Origin of the sequence: Micromonospora humi (assembly GCF_900090105.1) — a bacterium.
Classification (GTDB): Bacteria; Actinomycetota; Actinomycetes; order Mycobacteriales; family Micromonosporaceae; genus Micromonospora; species Micromonospora humi.
On sequence record NZ_FMDM01000002.1, the window covers coordinates 64,323 to 76,785 of the forward strand.

Genomic DNA, 12,463 nt, shown 5'->3' on the forward strand with positions numbered 1-12,463 from the left:
TACGAGACGTAGTAAATACTACTCGGCGTCGTAGTGAAAAAGTGAGGGCCGCAGGTCCCGAACCGACCCGGGACCAATGACCCTGATCACGCCGGGGCGTGCGACCATCCACCACTGATGGACACCTCCCCCTGGCGCGCGCCGCTGCTGTGGCGCGGCGCGCAGACGCTCGCCCGCGCCGTCGTGGCGCTGATCGGCCGCCTCGAGGTCACCGGCGACGTGCCGGCCGACCTGCGCCGTGGGCCGCTGATCCTGGCGGCCAACCACATCAGCCCGTTCGACCCGGTGGTGCTCGCCGCCGCCTGCCGGGCCCGGCGGGTCGCCCCCCGGATCATGGCCACCGGCGGCCTGTTCCGCGCCCCGGTGCTCGGCGCGCTGATGCGCCGCGCCGGGCACATCCGCGTCGACCGGGGCACCACCGCCGTGCACCGGTCGCTGGAGATCGCCGCCGAGGCCGTGGCCGGCGGGTCGGTGGTGCTGGTCTACCCCGAGGGCCGCATCGGCCTCGACCCCGGCATGTGGCCCGAGCGGGGCAAGACCGGCGCGGCCCGGCTCGCCTTCGCCAGCGGCGCCGCCGTCGTCCCGGTCGCCCAGTGGGGCTCGCACGAGGTGCTGCCCTACCGCGCCCCCAAAGGGATGCTGCGCGGCCTGGCCCGGGCGCTGCGCCGGCGCCCGGTGATCCGGGTCCACTTCGGCGCCCCGGTGGCCCTGCGTGACCTGCGCCCCGGCGTCCCCGGCGCGGCCCGGCACGCCACCGACCGGATCATCGACGCGATCACCGACACCCTGGCCCCGCTGCGCCCGCACGAGCCGGACCGCCCGCGCCACGTCGACCCGGGCCGCCCGGTCGACCTCAGCCGCGCGCACCGGCGGCACCGAACCGGCTGAACCCGGCGCGCCGGCGGCGCCGGGGTGGGACCGTGACAGGTGTGAGCGCACCCGTCGTCCTGATCACCGGCACGTCCACCGGCATCGGCCTGGCCACCGCCGTGGGCGCGGCCCGCGCCGGCTGGCGCACCGTCGCCACGCTGCGCGATCCGGGGCGCTCCGGCGCGCTGCGCGAGGCCGCCGACGCCGCCGGGGTCGGCGACCTGCTGGAGGTACGCCGGCTCGACGTCGTCGACGAGGCCTCGGTCGCCGCCTGCGTCGCCGACGTGGTGGCCCGTCACGGCCGGCTCGACGCGGTGGTCAACAACGCCGGCGCCGGGCACGTCGGCACCCTCGAGCGGGAGACCGTCGACGACGTGCGGGCGGTGCTGGAGGTCAACTTCTTCGGCGTCCTGCACGTCACCCGCGCCGCCCTGCCGCACCTGCGGGCCGCGAACGGCCGCCTGATCACCGTCACCAGCGTCGGCGGGGTGGTGGGGCAGCCGTTCAACGAGGCGTACTGCGCGGCGAAGTTCGCCGTCGAGGGGTTCATGGAGTCCCTCGCCCCGGTCGCGGCCACCGTGGGCGTGAGCGTGTGCGTGGTCGAGCCCGGCGCGGTGGCCAGCGAGTTCGTCGCCAACGTCGGCGTCGACCCGGACACCGCCGTCACCGCCGCCGGGCCGTACGGGCCGGCGCTGCGGGCGTACCTCGATCGCAGCGCCGGCGCGTTCGCGGCCGCGCAGTCCCCGACCGAGGCCGCCGCGGTGGTGGTGGCGACGCTGACCGACCCGGAACCCGCGCCCCGGGTGCAGACCTCGGCGGCCGCCCGGCAGTTCGTCGCGGTCAAGCTGGCCGACACCGACGGACTCGGGGTGACCGCCCTGACCGCGGGCTGGCTGCGCTGAGCGCCTCCCCCGCCGATCTTGCACTTGCTGCCCGGACGTAACGGGCAGAACCGCCCCGAACGAGGGCCGGAAGCGCAAGATCGGCGGAGGTTAGCGGGTGGCGGCCAGGCGGGCGTCGAGGGCGGCCAGGTCGGGGACGAACCACACCTGGTCGTGGCGGTTGGACTCGGCGACCAGCGCGCGCAGCGCGCCGCTGGCGGCCAGGTGCGCGGAGATGTCGCCGACCACCGCCAGGCGCAGCCGGTAGTTGACGAACTTCTGCATGACCTCCCCGGCGAAGCGGGTGCCCAGCGCGAAGAAGCTCGGGTCGAGCCGCCCGGCGGGCACCGCGACCACGCTGGCGCCGGCGAACGCCGCGCCGATCAGGTCCAGCGCGTCGGCCTCGGTGGCGATCGGCGGACCGGCCGGATCGCACAGCAGCACGGTGGCTCCGGCCAGCTCCCGAAGCTCGTCAGCCATGGTCGACCCGCAGGCCGTTGTCGCCGTCGAGCACCGCGTCGAGCAGCCGCAGCAGCTCGGCGGTGGCGGCCAGGTCGCCCAGGATCACGATCGTCATGCGGTGCCGTTCCTCGTCGTGGACCGTGCGCACCCGCAGCGGACGGTCCGGGTCGTGGTGGGTGTTGACGCCGGCGAGCACCAGCGTGGCGAGCCGGTCGGCGCCGGCCCGGTCGACGCCGTCGAGCGCCACGATGCTCGACACCTCCGCCGCCGCGCCCGGCGGTGGGGCCGGACGCCCGGTGAACGCGTCGAGGTCGACGCGGGTGATGCGGTACTGCTTGCCGATCCGGGTCGCGCGCAGCCGGCCGGCGCGGATGTAGCCGCGCACGGTGCGCACGTGCAGCCCGAGCAGCTCCGCCACCTGCTCCACCGAATACATGTCGTTACTCATCGCACCCTATGCTAGCGAATTGAGGGAAGGATAGGGAATTTTGCCCGCCGGACGTCCGCGCGCCATCCGCGCCCGGCATACTGCCGGCGTGCAGCCCCGTCACGGCTACCTCGACGCGCCCGCGCCGCTGGCCTTCGCCCACCGCGGCGGCGCGGCCGACGGCGACGAGAACACCGCCGCCGCGTTCGCCCGCGCGGTGGCCATGGGCTACCGGTACGTGGAGACCGACGTGCACGCCACCGCCGACGGCGTGCCGGTGGTCTTCCACGACCCGACGCTGCGCCGCGTCACCGGCGAGCTCGGGCGCATCGCCGACCTGCGCTGGGCCGACCTCGCCTCGGTGCGCGTCGGCGGCGCCGCCGTGGTGCCCCGCCTGGACGACGTGCTCGCCGCCTGGCCGGAGGTCCGGTTCAACGTCGACGTCAAGGCCGACGGCGGGGTGGAGCCCGCCGTCGCCGCGGTCGGCCGGGCCGGCGCCGCCGACCGGGTGCTGCTGGCCTCCTTCAGCGACGCGCGGCTGACCCGGCTGCGCGCCCTGGCCGGCCCGAAGGTCGCCACCAGCCTCGGCATGCGCGGCGTGGCCCGACTGCGGATGGCCTCCCTGCACGGGCGGTCGCTGCGGCTGCCGCCGTCCGTGGTCGCCGCGCAGGTGCCGGTCTCCTACGGGCGGATCCCGGTGGTCGACCGGCGGTTCCTCGCCTACTGCCACCGGATCGGGTTGCAGGTGCACGTCTGGACGATCGACGAACCCGCCCAGATGCACCACTTACTTGATCTTGGTGTGGATGGCATCATGACCGATCACGTCGGCGTGCTCCGCGACGTCTACCGCAGCCGCGGCCACTGGGCCGCCTGAGCCACTCGAGGACCGCCCGATGGCCGATACGGTCACCCCCGCCGTCGCCGAGCCCGCACGCCCGGGCAGCACCCGACGCGAACGCACCGGCTGGTACTTCTACGACTGGGCGAACTCCGCGTTCCAGACCACCGTCATCACGGTCTTCCTCGGCCCGTTCCTGACCACCGTCACCGAACTGGCCGCCGGCTGCGAACTGGGCGCCGACAGCTGCGACGGCGTGGTGCACCCGCTGGGCATCCGCGTCGCCGCCGGCTCCTACTACCCGTACCTGATCTCGCTGTCGGTCTTCCTCACCGTGTTCGTGCTGCCGGTGGTCGGCGCGATCGCCGACCGGTCGGCGCACAAGAAGCGGCTGCTCGCCGCCGCCGCGTTCACCGGCGCCGGGGCGACCATCGCCTTCGCGTTCGTCACCGGCGAGCGCTACCTGCTCGGCGGCGCGCTGTTCCTGATCGCGAACATCTCCTTCGGCGCCGCCGTGGTGGTCTACAACTCGTTCCTGCCGCAGCTCGGCGGCCCCGACGACCGCGACGGCATCTCCAGCCGAGGCTGGGCCATCGGCTACCTCGGCGGCGGGCTGCTGCTCGCGCTCAACCTGGTCGCGGTCACGATGCTCAGCGAGGAGGGCAACGCCCAGCGCACCCTCGACCTGGCCCGCTGGTCGATCGTCTCGGCCGGCGTGTGGTGGGCGGCGTTCACCCTGATCCCGCTGCGCTGGCTGCGCGAACACCCCACCGCCGCCGCGCTGCACGGCGGCGCGAACGTGCTCACCGACGGGTTCCGGCAGCTCGGGCGCACCCTGCGCGAGATCAAGGCGTACCCGCTGACGCTGTTCTTCCTGCTCGCCTTCCTGGTCTTCAACGACGGCATCCAGACCGTCATCACCCTCGCCAGCCAGTACGGCACCGAGGAACTGCGCCTGGAGCAGAGCACGCTGATCGTGACCATCCTGCTGGTGCAGTTCCTCGCCTTCGGCGGCGCGCTCACCCTGGGCGCCCTGGCCAAGCGCATCGGCGCCTGGAAGACCGTGCTGCTGTCGCTGGTGCTCTGGACCGGCGTGATCATCGCGGCGTTCCGGCTGCCCGCCGAGGCGCCCGTGCCGTTCATGATCCTCGGCGGCTGCATCGGCCTGGTCCTCGGCGGCAGCCAGGCGCTGAGCCGGTCGCTGTTCAGCCAGCTCATCCCCGCCGGCAAGGAGGGCGAGTACTACGGCTTCTACGAGATCAGCGACAAGGGCACCAGCTGGCTCGGCCCGCTCGCCTTCGGCCTGGTCTTCCAGCTGACCTCGTCCTACCGGGTCGGCCTGGTCTCCCTGCTGATCTTCTTCGTGGTCGGCTTCGCGCTGCTGGCCGCCGTGCCGATGCGCCGGGCCATCCTCGCCGCCGGCAACACCCCACCCCGGGTGCTCTGACCCGGGCCGGTCGATCATCGCGGCCGGTATGCGGCGGCGTCGATCGACTAGGCTGCCCCGACGTGACCGACGACGCCGCTGCCCCGACCTGCCTGGCCCGCCCCCTGCCGGGGCCCGGCGACGACCGCGCCGGCGGCTGCGCCGCCGCCCGTGGCGTCGACGGCCGACCCCTGCACGCCGCCGCGCTGAAGTTCTTCTGGGGCCCGATGGACTGCGGCAAGTCCACCATGGCGTTGCAGATGAACTACAACCACGCCCGGCAGGGCCGCCGCGGCCTGGTCACCACCCGCATCGACCGCTCGCTGGGCCCGCAGGTCACCACCCGCATCGGCCTGGCCCACGAGGCCATCGAGGTCACCGACGGCCTCGACCTGCGCGACCTGGTCCGCTCCGCCTGGGCCGAAGGGGTACGGGTGGACTACCTGATCTGCGACGAGGCGTCCTTCTACGACCTGGAACACGTCGAGCAGATGGCCGAGCTGGTCGACAAGTTCGACGTCGACGTCTACGCCTTCGGCCTGGCCACCGACTTCCGCTCCTGCCTCTTCCCGGCCGCGCAGCGGCTGTTCGAACTGGCCGACGAGGTGGCCCGCATCCAGGTCGAGGTGCTGTGCTGGTGCGGCCGCGAGGGGCTGCTCAACGCCCGGGTGGTGCAGGGCCGGGTGGTCCGCGAGGGCGCGCAGGTCGTCATCGGCGACACCGTCGACACCGCCGACGTGCGCTACCAGGTGCTGTGCCGGCGGCACTACCGCTCCGGCGACCTCGGCCCGCGCGCCTGAGCCTCAGAACGGATCCCCGCACACCCGCCAGCCGCCGTCCTCCGGCACCACCGGCAGCTCACGTTCCTCACTGCCACCGCCGTCGCGGTTGAGCCGCACCACCACCGTGGCGCGCGGACGCCCGGCCCGGGTGGTCACCGACACGTCGACGATCTCGTAGCCGCTGACCAGCGGCGGCGTGCGCACCCAACTGCCGAACCCGGCCTGACTCCACCGGCTGCGCGCCTCGGCGCACAGCCGCCCGTACGCCCGGTCGGTGTCGCCGGCGGCCACCTCGCGGAAGAACCCGTCGGTGGTCTCCCGCACCGGCCCGCCGGCCTGCAGCACCACCTGGGCGTTCCACACCGCCAACCCGGCCACCCCGATCAGGCAGGTGCCCAGCCCCAGCCCGGCGGCGAGCACACCCGCGCGCATCGGCCGGCGACGCCGGGCCGGCCGGTGCCACACCTGCTCCCTGCCCATCACCACCGACGGTAGGCAAACCGCGACCGGCCCGCAGCCGGTTGCGCCGCAGTCGCCCCCGCGACCACGGATCGTCTACCGTCGGGCCACCCCTCGCGAGGAGCCCGGATGACACCCGACCGCCCCGGACCGGTGATCGAGCTGGACCGGCCGGCCGCCGCGCCGACGCCACGACCGGCGTCGACCCGACGGTGGCTGGTCGCGCCGGTGCTCGCCGGCTGCCTGCTGCTGGGCGCCGCCGCCGCGCCGGCCCGACCGGCGATCAGCGGGCCGCCGCTGCCGGCGCGGGCCCTCCTGCTGCCCGCCGGCGCCCTGCTGCTGGTCGCCGACCCGACCACGCTGACCGGCTACACCCCGACCGGCCGGGTGACGTGGCGCGTCCCGGCGCCCGCCGGCGCACGGTCCGCCGCATCCGTCGGCGACCTGGTGCTGGTCACCACCCGCGACTCCGCCCGCCAGGTGACCGGCACCTCGGCCTACGCGGCCGACACCGGGCGGCTGCGCTGGCGCCGCCCCGACCGGGTCGACGTGGCCGGCGCCGCCGCGGTGGCCGTCACCGAGGTGCGCAGCGTCGCCGACCCCGGCCAACGGATCCAGGGCGCGGTGCGCGGCGTCGACCTGGCTACCGGCGCGAACCGCTGGTCGGTGCCGGTGCCGTCGACCGCCGTGCTCGCGACGTCACCGGGGCGCGTCGTCGTGGTGCACGACAGCGGACTGGCCCGGGTGCACGACACCCGATACGGCGCGACGATCGCCGAGACCCGCCTGCCACCGGCCGGGTACGCGCCGGACAACCCGCTCGTCGTCGGCGACCACCTGGTGCTGCGGCACCCCGCGCCCGGCGGCACCACGCTCAGCGGATACGACCTGCCGTCACTCACCCCGCGCTGGCAGCGGCTGCTGCCGGTCGGGGAGACACCCGCGCCCGGCTGCCCCCGGGTGCTCTGCCTGGCCGGGATGACCGAGTGGCGCGCGCTCGACGCGGGCAGCGGCGCGCCACTGTGGCGGTGGCCGGGAGGCGCCGGCTGGCAGCCGGTGCCCGGCGGGTCCGACCCGACCCGGCAGGTGCTGCTGCGCGCCGGCGGCGGCCGCGCCTCGCTCGTCGACGTCGGACCCGACGGCCCCCGCCCGGGCGGCACGCTGCCCGCCGGCACCCGCGACTGCCATCTGGTCGCCGACGCGTTGGCCTGCCGGGGCCCCGACGGCCGATTGACCCTGCGACCCGCCGGCGGTACCTGACAGCAGGTGGCAGGTACGGTCGGCAGACTCCCCGACATGACGACGCACGCCGACCTCGCGATGGTCAACCTGGACAGCTCCGACCCGGCCGCCCACGCGGCCTTCTACGCCCACGCCCTCGGCGGGGAGATCACCCACAGCCAGCCCGAATACGCCATGATCGTCTCCGGTGGCACGTCGATCGGCTTCGGCCTGGTGCCCGGCTACGCGCCGCCGGCCTGGCCGGACGAGACCGGCGCCAAGCGCTACCACCTCGACCTGGTCGTCGACGACGTGGCGCTCGCGGAGAAGGACCTGCTGGCCGCCGGCGCGACCCGCCCCGAGTTCCAGCCCGGCGGGGAGGGCTGGACCGTGCTGCTCGACCCGATCGGGCAACCGTTCTGCCTCTGCCCGCGCCGCAAGGACTGACTCAGCGCAGCGGGCCGCGGGCGACCGCGGCCCGCATCGCGGCCGGGTCACCGGCCGGCACGTACTCCAGCCACCAGGTGGCGCCCGCCGCCGCCACCTCGGCCAGGTAGGCCCGCTCGGCGCGCTCGTCGGCACGCCGCCGCCGGCCACCGACGGCCACGTCGAACGGCTGGCCGTCGGCGCGGGTGGCCGGCAGCGCGGCGACCAGGGCGGCCACCTCGTCGGCGGTGAAGTCGGACCAGCCGTCGGTGTCGGTGAGCTTGTAGGGCACGATCCCGTCGGCCCGAGCCGCCCGCCGCAGCACCGCCTTGGCCTGGGTGCTGCCGCCGACCCAGACCGGCACCCGGGGCGACTGCACCGGCGCCGGGCGCAGCGCGACGTCCTCGGCGCGGTAGTGGGCGCCCCGATGGTCGACCCGTTCGCCGCCGAGCAGCGCGACCAGCAGGTCGAGGCCCTCGTCGAGCATCGCCGCGCGGGTCTTCACGTCGGTCGGCTCGCCGAACGCGGCAAGCCCCCGGTCGGCCGGGTCGCCGACGCCGACCGCGACGCCCGCCCGGCCCCCGGAGAGGTGGTCGAGGGTGAGCACCTCCCGGGCCAGCTTCGCCGGGCGACGCCGCGGCAGCGCGGTCACCGTGGTGCCCAGCCGGACGTGCGCGGTGCGCCCGGCCACCGCCGCCAGCACCAGCCAGGGATCCCAGGTCGGCGGGTCGTCACCGGCGTGGTGGATGAGATAGTCCTCCAGGAACACGCCGTCCCAGCCGGAACGCTCGGCCAGCTCGCCGAGGGCCACCAGGTCCGCCACCGAGGCGCCGCCGCAGGGGATCTCCAAGCCGTGTCGCATGCCGGCACCCTACGGTCGGGGTGCGACGCTCAGCCGCGCCGGCGGGCGCGGGCCGCCCAGATCGCGTACGCCGGGTCGCGGTCCAGGTTGTGCCGGTCCCGGTCGTAGCGGCGGGTGGTGCGCGGATCGGCGTGCCCCATCGCGTCCTGCACGTCCTCCAGCGGCACCCCCTCCGAGCGGGCCGTGGTGGCGAACGAGTGCCGCAGCGAGTGCGGCGACAGCCGCGCCCAGGCGGCGATCCCGGCGCTCTGCGCGAGGCGACGCACCAGCCGGAACACCGCGTGCCGGTCCAGTCGCCCACCGGTGGCGGTGACCAGCAGCGGGCCGGTCAACTCCGGCACCGTCACCCCCTGGGCGGCGGCCCGCTCGGCCAGGTAGGCGTCCAGCGCGTACGCGGTGCCCGGGGTGAGCGCGCGGCGGCGTACCTTGCCGCCCTTGCCGACGAAGCGGACGCTGCGGTGCCCGCGCTCCGCGCCCAGGTCGGCCAGGTTCAGCGAGACCAGCTCGCCGACGCGCAGCCCCAGGTCGGCCAGGAGCGCCAGCGCGGCCCGGTTGCGGGCGGCGGTGGGTCCGGTGTCGGCCTCGGCGGCGGCCAGCAGCGCGTCGACCTCCTCGGGGCTCAGGCCGACGGTCGCGGAGTGGTCCCGGTCGACCCGGGGCCGGTCCGCCGCGGCGACCGGATTGGCCGGCACCGCGCCCAGCTTGACCAGGAAGTCGTACCAGGACGACAGCGCGGACAGCCGGCGAGCGACGGTGGCCGGGGTCAGTGGACGCCCGTCGCGCCCGCGTGGGGTGGACTCCAGGTCCCGGCCGTACGCGTTGACGTCGAGGAAGGTGACCCGCAGCGGCTCCACCCCGTGCTCGGCGCACCAGCGCAGCCAGCCGGTGACGTCGCGGCGGTAGGCGTCGCGGGTGTGCTCGGACAGGCGCCGGTTGCGCAGCCACGCCTCGGTGAAGTCGGCCGGGCCGCCGGGCAGGGCGGGACGCGCGCGGGGCAGCACCTCGGGACGCAGCATGTGAGAAAGGTTCTCAGCCGGTGAGGCGTTTCGCGACGAGGCGCGCCCGACCGGTTTTCCGGCCCGGGTTACCGTCAGCGGGTGCGCGCCAGCCGGCTGGTCTCCCTGTTGCTGCTCCTGCAGACCCGGGGGCGGATGACCGCCGGGGAACTCGCCGACGCCCTGGAGGTGTCGGTGCGCACCGTCTACCGCGACGTCGAGTCGCTCGGCGCCGCCGGCGTCCCGGTGTACGCCGACCGGGGCCCGGCCGGCGGCTACCGGCTGCTGGCCGGCTGGCGTACCCGGCTCACCGGCCTGACCGGGCCGGAGGCCGACGCGTTGTTCCTCGCCGGCCTGCCCGGGCCGGCCGCCGAGCTGGGGCTGGCCTCCGCGGTGGCCGCCGCCGAGCTGAAGGTGCGCGCGGCCCTGCCCGACGAGCTGGCCGACCGCAGCGGTCGCATCCGGCAACGGTTCCACCTCGACGCGCCCGGCTGGTTCCGCCACCCGGAACCGGTGCCGCACCTGGAGACGCTGGCCGGTGCGGTGTGGGCCGACCGGCTGGTGCGGCTGCGCTACCGGCGCTGGCGCGCCCCGCGCGAGGTCACCCGGCTGGTCGCTCCGCTGGGCGTGGTGCTCAAGGCCGGCCGGTGGTACCTGGTCGCCGGCTGTGACGACGAGGTGCGCACCTACCGGGTCGGCGCGGTGCTCGACGCGACCGTCACCGACGAGTGCTTCGAGCGGCCCGACGGGTTCGACCTGGCCGGCTACTGGCGGGAGTGGACCGCCCGCTACGAGCGGGACGTCTACCGCGAGCAGGCGCGGATCCGGCTCACCGTCGCCGCGCTGGAGTTCATGCCGTACGTCTTCCCGCCGGAGATGAGCCGGGGCGCCCGGGCGGCGGCCGGCGAACCCGGCCCGGACGGCTGGCTGGAGACCACCGTGCCGATCGAGTCGGTGCGGCACGCCCACGGTGAGCTGCTCAAGCTCGGCGCGGAGGTGGAGGTGCTGGCGCCGGTCGAGCTGCGCGACCGGTTCACCGCGACCGCGCACGCGCTGACCCGGCTCTATCCCGACGACGCGGGGGGCGGCGGCGCGCCGGCCTCCCCCGCGTCGTCGTGAGGCGCGCTCAGGCGGTGGTGAGCTGCCGGTGGCCGTTGCCCTCGGTCGCGGTGACCGCGATGCGGCGCGGCTTGGCGCGCTCGGCGATCGGGATGCGCAGCGTCAGCACGCCGTTGTCGTAGCCGGCCTCCAGCCGGTCGGTGTCGAGCGTGTCGCCCAGGAACAGCTGCCGGGTGAACGTGCCCATCGGCCGCTCGGCGGCGACCAGCTCGATGTGCTCGCCGGTGGGCCGGCGGCGCTCGGCACGGACGGTCAGCACGTTGCGCTCGACCGTGCAGTCGATGCTGTCCGGATCGACGCCGGGCAGGTCGAACGCGGCGTAGAAGTGGTCGCCATCGCGGTAGGCGTCCAGGTGCATCACCGCCGGCCGGGCGGTGGTGCCGAAGAACTGCTCGGCGATCCGGTCGATCTCGCGGAACGGGTCGGTACGCATCAGCATGGCCCTTGCCTCCTCGGTTCTCCTGGCCCAAGGTCTCCTGTTGAGTCGGGGTGACTCAACTTCCGGTTTCTGTTTTAGCGCGACACCGATGTCTCGTCAACTCGCGCCGGCAGTGACTTCTCGAACCAGTGCTGCGCGTACGGGCCGGCGGTGAACGCCGGGATCTCCCGGTAGCCGTGCCGGGCGTAGAGGGCGCGCGCCTCCAGCAGGTCGGCGCGGGTGTCCAGCCGGATCCGGTCCGCGCCGGCGTCGCCCGCGTACGTCTCGACGGCGGCGAGCAGGGCGGCGCCACCACCGGATCCCCGGTGCGCCGGACGCACGTAGACGCGGGTCAGCTCCGCCCAACCCGGCTGCCACCGCAACCCGGCGCAGCCGGCCGGCCGACCGCCACGGTGGGCCAGCACCAGCAGCCCGGTCGGCGGGGCCAGGTCGTCGCTGGGCATCTCGGCCAGCGCGGCGTCCACCTCGCCGGGGCGCTCCGGCCGGCCGTACCAGCGGCGGACCATCTCCGCCATGTACTCGTGCAGCAGCACGCCCGCGTCGGGGTCGTCCGGCCGGGCGAGGCCGGTCGTCCAGCCGGTCACGGGCCGGTCCGCCAGTAGACGCCGTGCTCGCGGGTGAGCAGCATGTCGTCGATCAGATAGCGGCGCAGCGTGACGTGGTCGGCCTCGCCGCCCTCGCACCACGGGCGCAGGGCCTCGTCCACCGCCCGCTCCGGGTAGCGCAGCCCCGGCTCGAAGGTGCGCTCGGTGATGTGCTCCAGCAGCACCCGACGTCGGCCGCGCTGCGCCGGCAGCCGGGTCAGCGCCCCGTCGCGCAGGAAGGTGCGCAGGATCGTCTGGCGCGGGTCGGCCGTCGGCGCCGCCGGGGCCACCGCGGCGGCCCGGGCGAACTCGCGCAGCCGGTCGGCGTCGACCCGCAGCCCGGCGTTGTCGTCGTCGGTCAGCACGCCCGCGTCGGTCAGCCGACGCACGGCGGTGGCGGCGTCGCGGGCGGGCAGGCCGGTGCGGGCCACCACGGCGGGCACGTCCCGCGCGCCGAGCACGATCGCGGCGAACACGACACGGCGACGCTCGTCGGCGAGCGCCCCCGCGAGAGCTTGTGCGGTCATGGCCGGCAGCCTGCCAGCGGCCCGGCCGCACAGCGAGGCGTTTTCCCGGCCGGGTCACCGGCAGGCGGCGGACCGGGCGTGGTTGCCGGCGACCACGGGGCGTGGATGCCGGCCGCGTCGCGACGACGTCGGGGCGCGGCGG

The 12,463-nt window shown here is 75.5% G+C and carries 16 protein-coding genes; 8 read left to right on the forward strand and 8 right to left on the reverse strand.

The window, feature by feature from the left end; genetic code table 11:
• The first annotated feature begins 117 nt into the window (after positions 1–117).
• Entirely contained in the window at positions 118–888 is a 771-nt protein-coding gene (locus GA0070213_RS03380; RefSeq protein WP_091056970.1) for a lysophospholipid acyltransferase family protein, read from the forward strand.
• Between the two features lie 41 nt (positions 889–929).
• On the forward strand, positions 930–1,772 hold the full coding sequence (locus GA0070213_RS03385; protein ID WP_091056974.1) for an SDR family NAD(P)-dependent oxidoreductase: 843 nt from the start codon (positions 930–932) through the stop codon (positions 1,770–1,772).
• A 90-nt stretch (positions 1,773–1,862) separates the two neighbouring features.
• On the opposite strand, the gene GA0070213_RS03390 is transcribed toward GA0070213_RS03385, so the two are convergent.
• A complete protein-coding gene (locus tag GA0070213_RS03390) occupies positions 1,863–2,231 on the reverse strand; it encodes a DUF4180 domain-containing protein (protein WP_091056977.1) in 369 nt (122 codons plus the stop codon).
• Positions 2,224–2,661, reverse strand: a complete 438-nt coding sequence (locus GA0070213_RS03395; RefSeq protein ID WP_245716236.1) for a helix-turn-helix domain-containing protein — start codon at positions 2,659–2,661, stop codon at positions 2,224–2,226. Before GA0070213_RS03395 ends, GA0070213_RS03390 begins: the two co-directional genes overlap by 8 nt.
• Before the next feature lie 88 nt (positions 2,662–2,749).
• Here GA0070213_RS03395 and GA0070213_RS03400 point away from each other — a divergent pair, with 88 nt between their 5' ends.
• The 3 genes from GA0070213_RS03400 (at position 2,750) to GA0070213_RS03410 (ending at position 5,707) form a co-directional block, all read left to right on the forward strand.
• Complete coding sequence (locus tag GA0070213_RS03400) at positions 2,750–3,517, forward strand: glycerophosphodiester phosphodiesterase family protein (RefSeq protein ID WP_091056984.1); 768 nt, start codon at positions 2,750–2,752, stop codon at positions 3,515–3,517.
• A gap of 19 nt (positions 3,518–3,536) precedes the next feature.
• On the forward strand, positions 3,537–4,928 hold the full coding sequence (locus GA0070213_RS03405) for an MFS transporter (RefSeq protein WP_091056986.1): 1,392 nt from the start codon (positions 3,537–3,539) through the stop codon (positions 4,926–4,928).
• 62 nt (positions 4,929–4,990) lie between these two features.
• Positions 4,991–5,707, forward strand: a complete 717-nt coding sequence (locus tag GA0070213_RS03410) for a thymidine kinase (protein WP_091056990.1) — start codon at positions 4,991–4,993, stop codon at positions 5,705–5,707.
• A 3-nt stretch (positions 5,708–5,710) separates the two neighbouring features.
• Here GA0070213_RS03410 and GA0070213_RS03415 read toward each other — a convergent pair whose 3' ends face one another.
• A complete protein-coding gene (locus GA0070213_RS03415; protein WP_091056994.1) occupies positions 5,711–6,169 on the reverse strand; it encodes an Rv0361 family membrane protein in 459 nt (152 codons plus the stop codon).
• Between the two features lie 108 nt (positions 6,170–6,277).
• Here GA0070213_RS03415 and GA0070213_RS03420 point away from each other — a divergent pair, with 108 nt between their 5' ends.
• Both GA0070213_RS03420 and GA0070213_RS03425 read left to right on the forward strand, forming a co-directional pair.
• Positions 6,278–7,408 carry an outer membrane protein assembly factor BamB family protein gene (locus GA0070213_RS03420; protein ID WP_091056997.1) on the forward strand — a complete coding sequence of 377 codons (1,131 nt, stop codon included), beginning with the start codon at positions 6,278–6,280 and terminating at the stop codon, positions 7,406–7,408.
• Between the two features lie 36 nt (positions 7,409–7,444).
• Positions 7,445–7,816 carry a VOC family protein gene (locus GA0070213_RS03425; RefSeq protein ID WP_091057000.1) on the forward strand — a complete coding sequence of 124 codons (372 nt, stop codon included), beginning with the start codon at positions 7,445–7,447 and terminating at the stop codon, positions 7,814–7,816.
• A gap of 1 nt (position 7,817) precedes the next feature.
• On the opposite strand, the gene GA0070213_RS03430 is transcribed toward GA0070213_RS03425, so the two are convergent.
• On the reverse strand, positions 7,818–8,657 hold the full coding sequence (locus GA0070213_RS03430; RefSeq protein WP_091057003.1) for an LLM class flavin-dependent oxidoreductase: 840 nt from the start codon (positions 8,655–8,657) through the stop codon (positions 7,818–7,820).
• 29 nt (positions 8,658–8,686) lie between these two features.
• Positions 8,687–9,673 (reverse strand): tyrosine-type recombinase/integrase, encoded by a 987-nt coding sequence (locus tag GA0070213_RS03435; RefSeq protein ID WP_091057006.1) that lies wholly within the window; start codon positions 9,671–9,673, stop codon positions 8,687–8,689.
• Between the two features lie 81 nt (positions 9,674–9,754).
• On the opposite strand from GA0070213_RS03435, the gene GA0070213_RS03440 reads away from it, so the two are divergent.
• On the forward strand, positions 9,755–10,771 hold the full coding sequence (locus GA0070213_RS03440) for a helix-turn-helix transcriptional regulator (RefSeq protein ID WP_091057010.1): 1,017 nt from the start codon (positions 9,755–9,757) through the stop codon (positions 10,769–10,771).
• A gap of 7 nt (positions 10,772–10,778) precedes the next feature.
• Here GA0070213_RS03440 and GA0070213_RS03445 read toward each other — a convergent pair whose 3' ends face one another.
• The 3 genes from GA0070213_RS03445 to GA0070213_RS03455 form a co-directional block, all read right to left on the reverse strand.
• On the reverse strand, positions 10,779–11,210 hold the full coding sequence (locus tag GA0070213_RS03445) for an Hsp20/alpha crystallin family protein (protein WP_091057014.1): 432 nt from the start codon (positions 11,208–11,210) through the stop codon (positions 10,779–10,781).
• Between the two features lie 74 nt (positions 11,211–11,284).
• Positions 11,285–11,794: a GNAT family N-acetyltransferase gene (locus GA0070213_RS03450; RefSeq protein ID WP_245716237.1), complete on the reverse strand. Its 510-nt coding sequence runs from the start codon at positions 11,792–11,794 to the stop codon at positions 11,285–11,287.
• Positions 11,791–12,321: a DUF2087 domain-containing protein gene (locus tag GA0070213_RS03455; RefSeq protein ID WP_091057017.1), complete on the reverse strand. Its 531-nt coding sequence runs from the start codon at positions 12,319–12,321 to the stop codon at positions 11,791–11,793. Before GA0070213_RS03455 ends, GA0070213_RS03450 begins: the two co-directional genes overlap by 4 nt.
• Positions 12,322–12,463: the final 142 nt, after the last annotated feature.

Bases quoted from the DNA above. Each gene is read 5' to 3' on its own strand.
- GA0070213_RS03445 (WP_091057014.1), bottom strand. From the start codon at position 11,210: ATGCTGATGCGTACCGACCCGTTCCGCGAGATCGACCGGATCGCCGAG.
- GA0070213_RS03380 (WP_091056970.1), top strand. From the start codon at position 118: ATGGACACCTCCCCCTGGCGCGCGCCGCTGCTGTGGCGCGGCGCGCAG.
- GA0070213_RS03390 (WP_091056977.1), bottom strand. From the start codon at position 2,231: ATGGCTGACGAGCTTCGGGAGCTGGCCGGAGCCACCGTGCTGCTGTGC.
- GA0070213_RS03415 (WP_091056994.1), bottom strand. From the start codon at position 6,169: ATGGGCAGGGAGCAGGTGTGGCACCGGCCGGCCCGGCGTCGCCGGCCG.
- GA0070213_RS03435 (WP_091057006.1), bottom strand. From the start codon at position 9,673: ATGCTGCGTCCCGAGGTGCTGCCCCGCGCGCGTCCCGCCCTGCCCGGC.
- GA0070213_RS03425 (WP_091057000.1), top strand. From the start codon at position 7,445: ATGACGACGCACGCCGACCTCGCGATGGTCAACCTGGACAGCTCCGAC.
- GA0070213_RS03405 (WP_091056986.1), top strand. From the start codon at position 3,537: ATGGCCGATACGGTCACCCCCGCCGTCGCCGAGCCCGCACGCCCGGGC.
- GA0070213_RS03395 (WP_245716236.1), bottom strand. From the start codon at position 2,661: ATGAGTAACGACATGTATTCGGTGGAGCAGGTGGCGGAGCTGCTCGGG.
- GA0070213_RS03420 (WP_091056997.1), top strand. From the start codon at position 6,278: ATGACACCCGACCGCCCCGGACCGGTGATCGAGCTGGACCGGCCGGCC.
- GA0070213_RS03430 (WP_091057003.1), bottom strand. From the start codon at position 8,657: ATGCGACACGGCTTGGAGATCCCCTGCGGCGGCGCCTCGGTGGCGGAC.
- GA0070213_RS03455 (WP_091057017.1), bottom strand. From the start codon at position 12,321: ATGACCGCACAAGCTCTCGCGGGGGCGCTCGCCGACGAGCGTCGCCGT.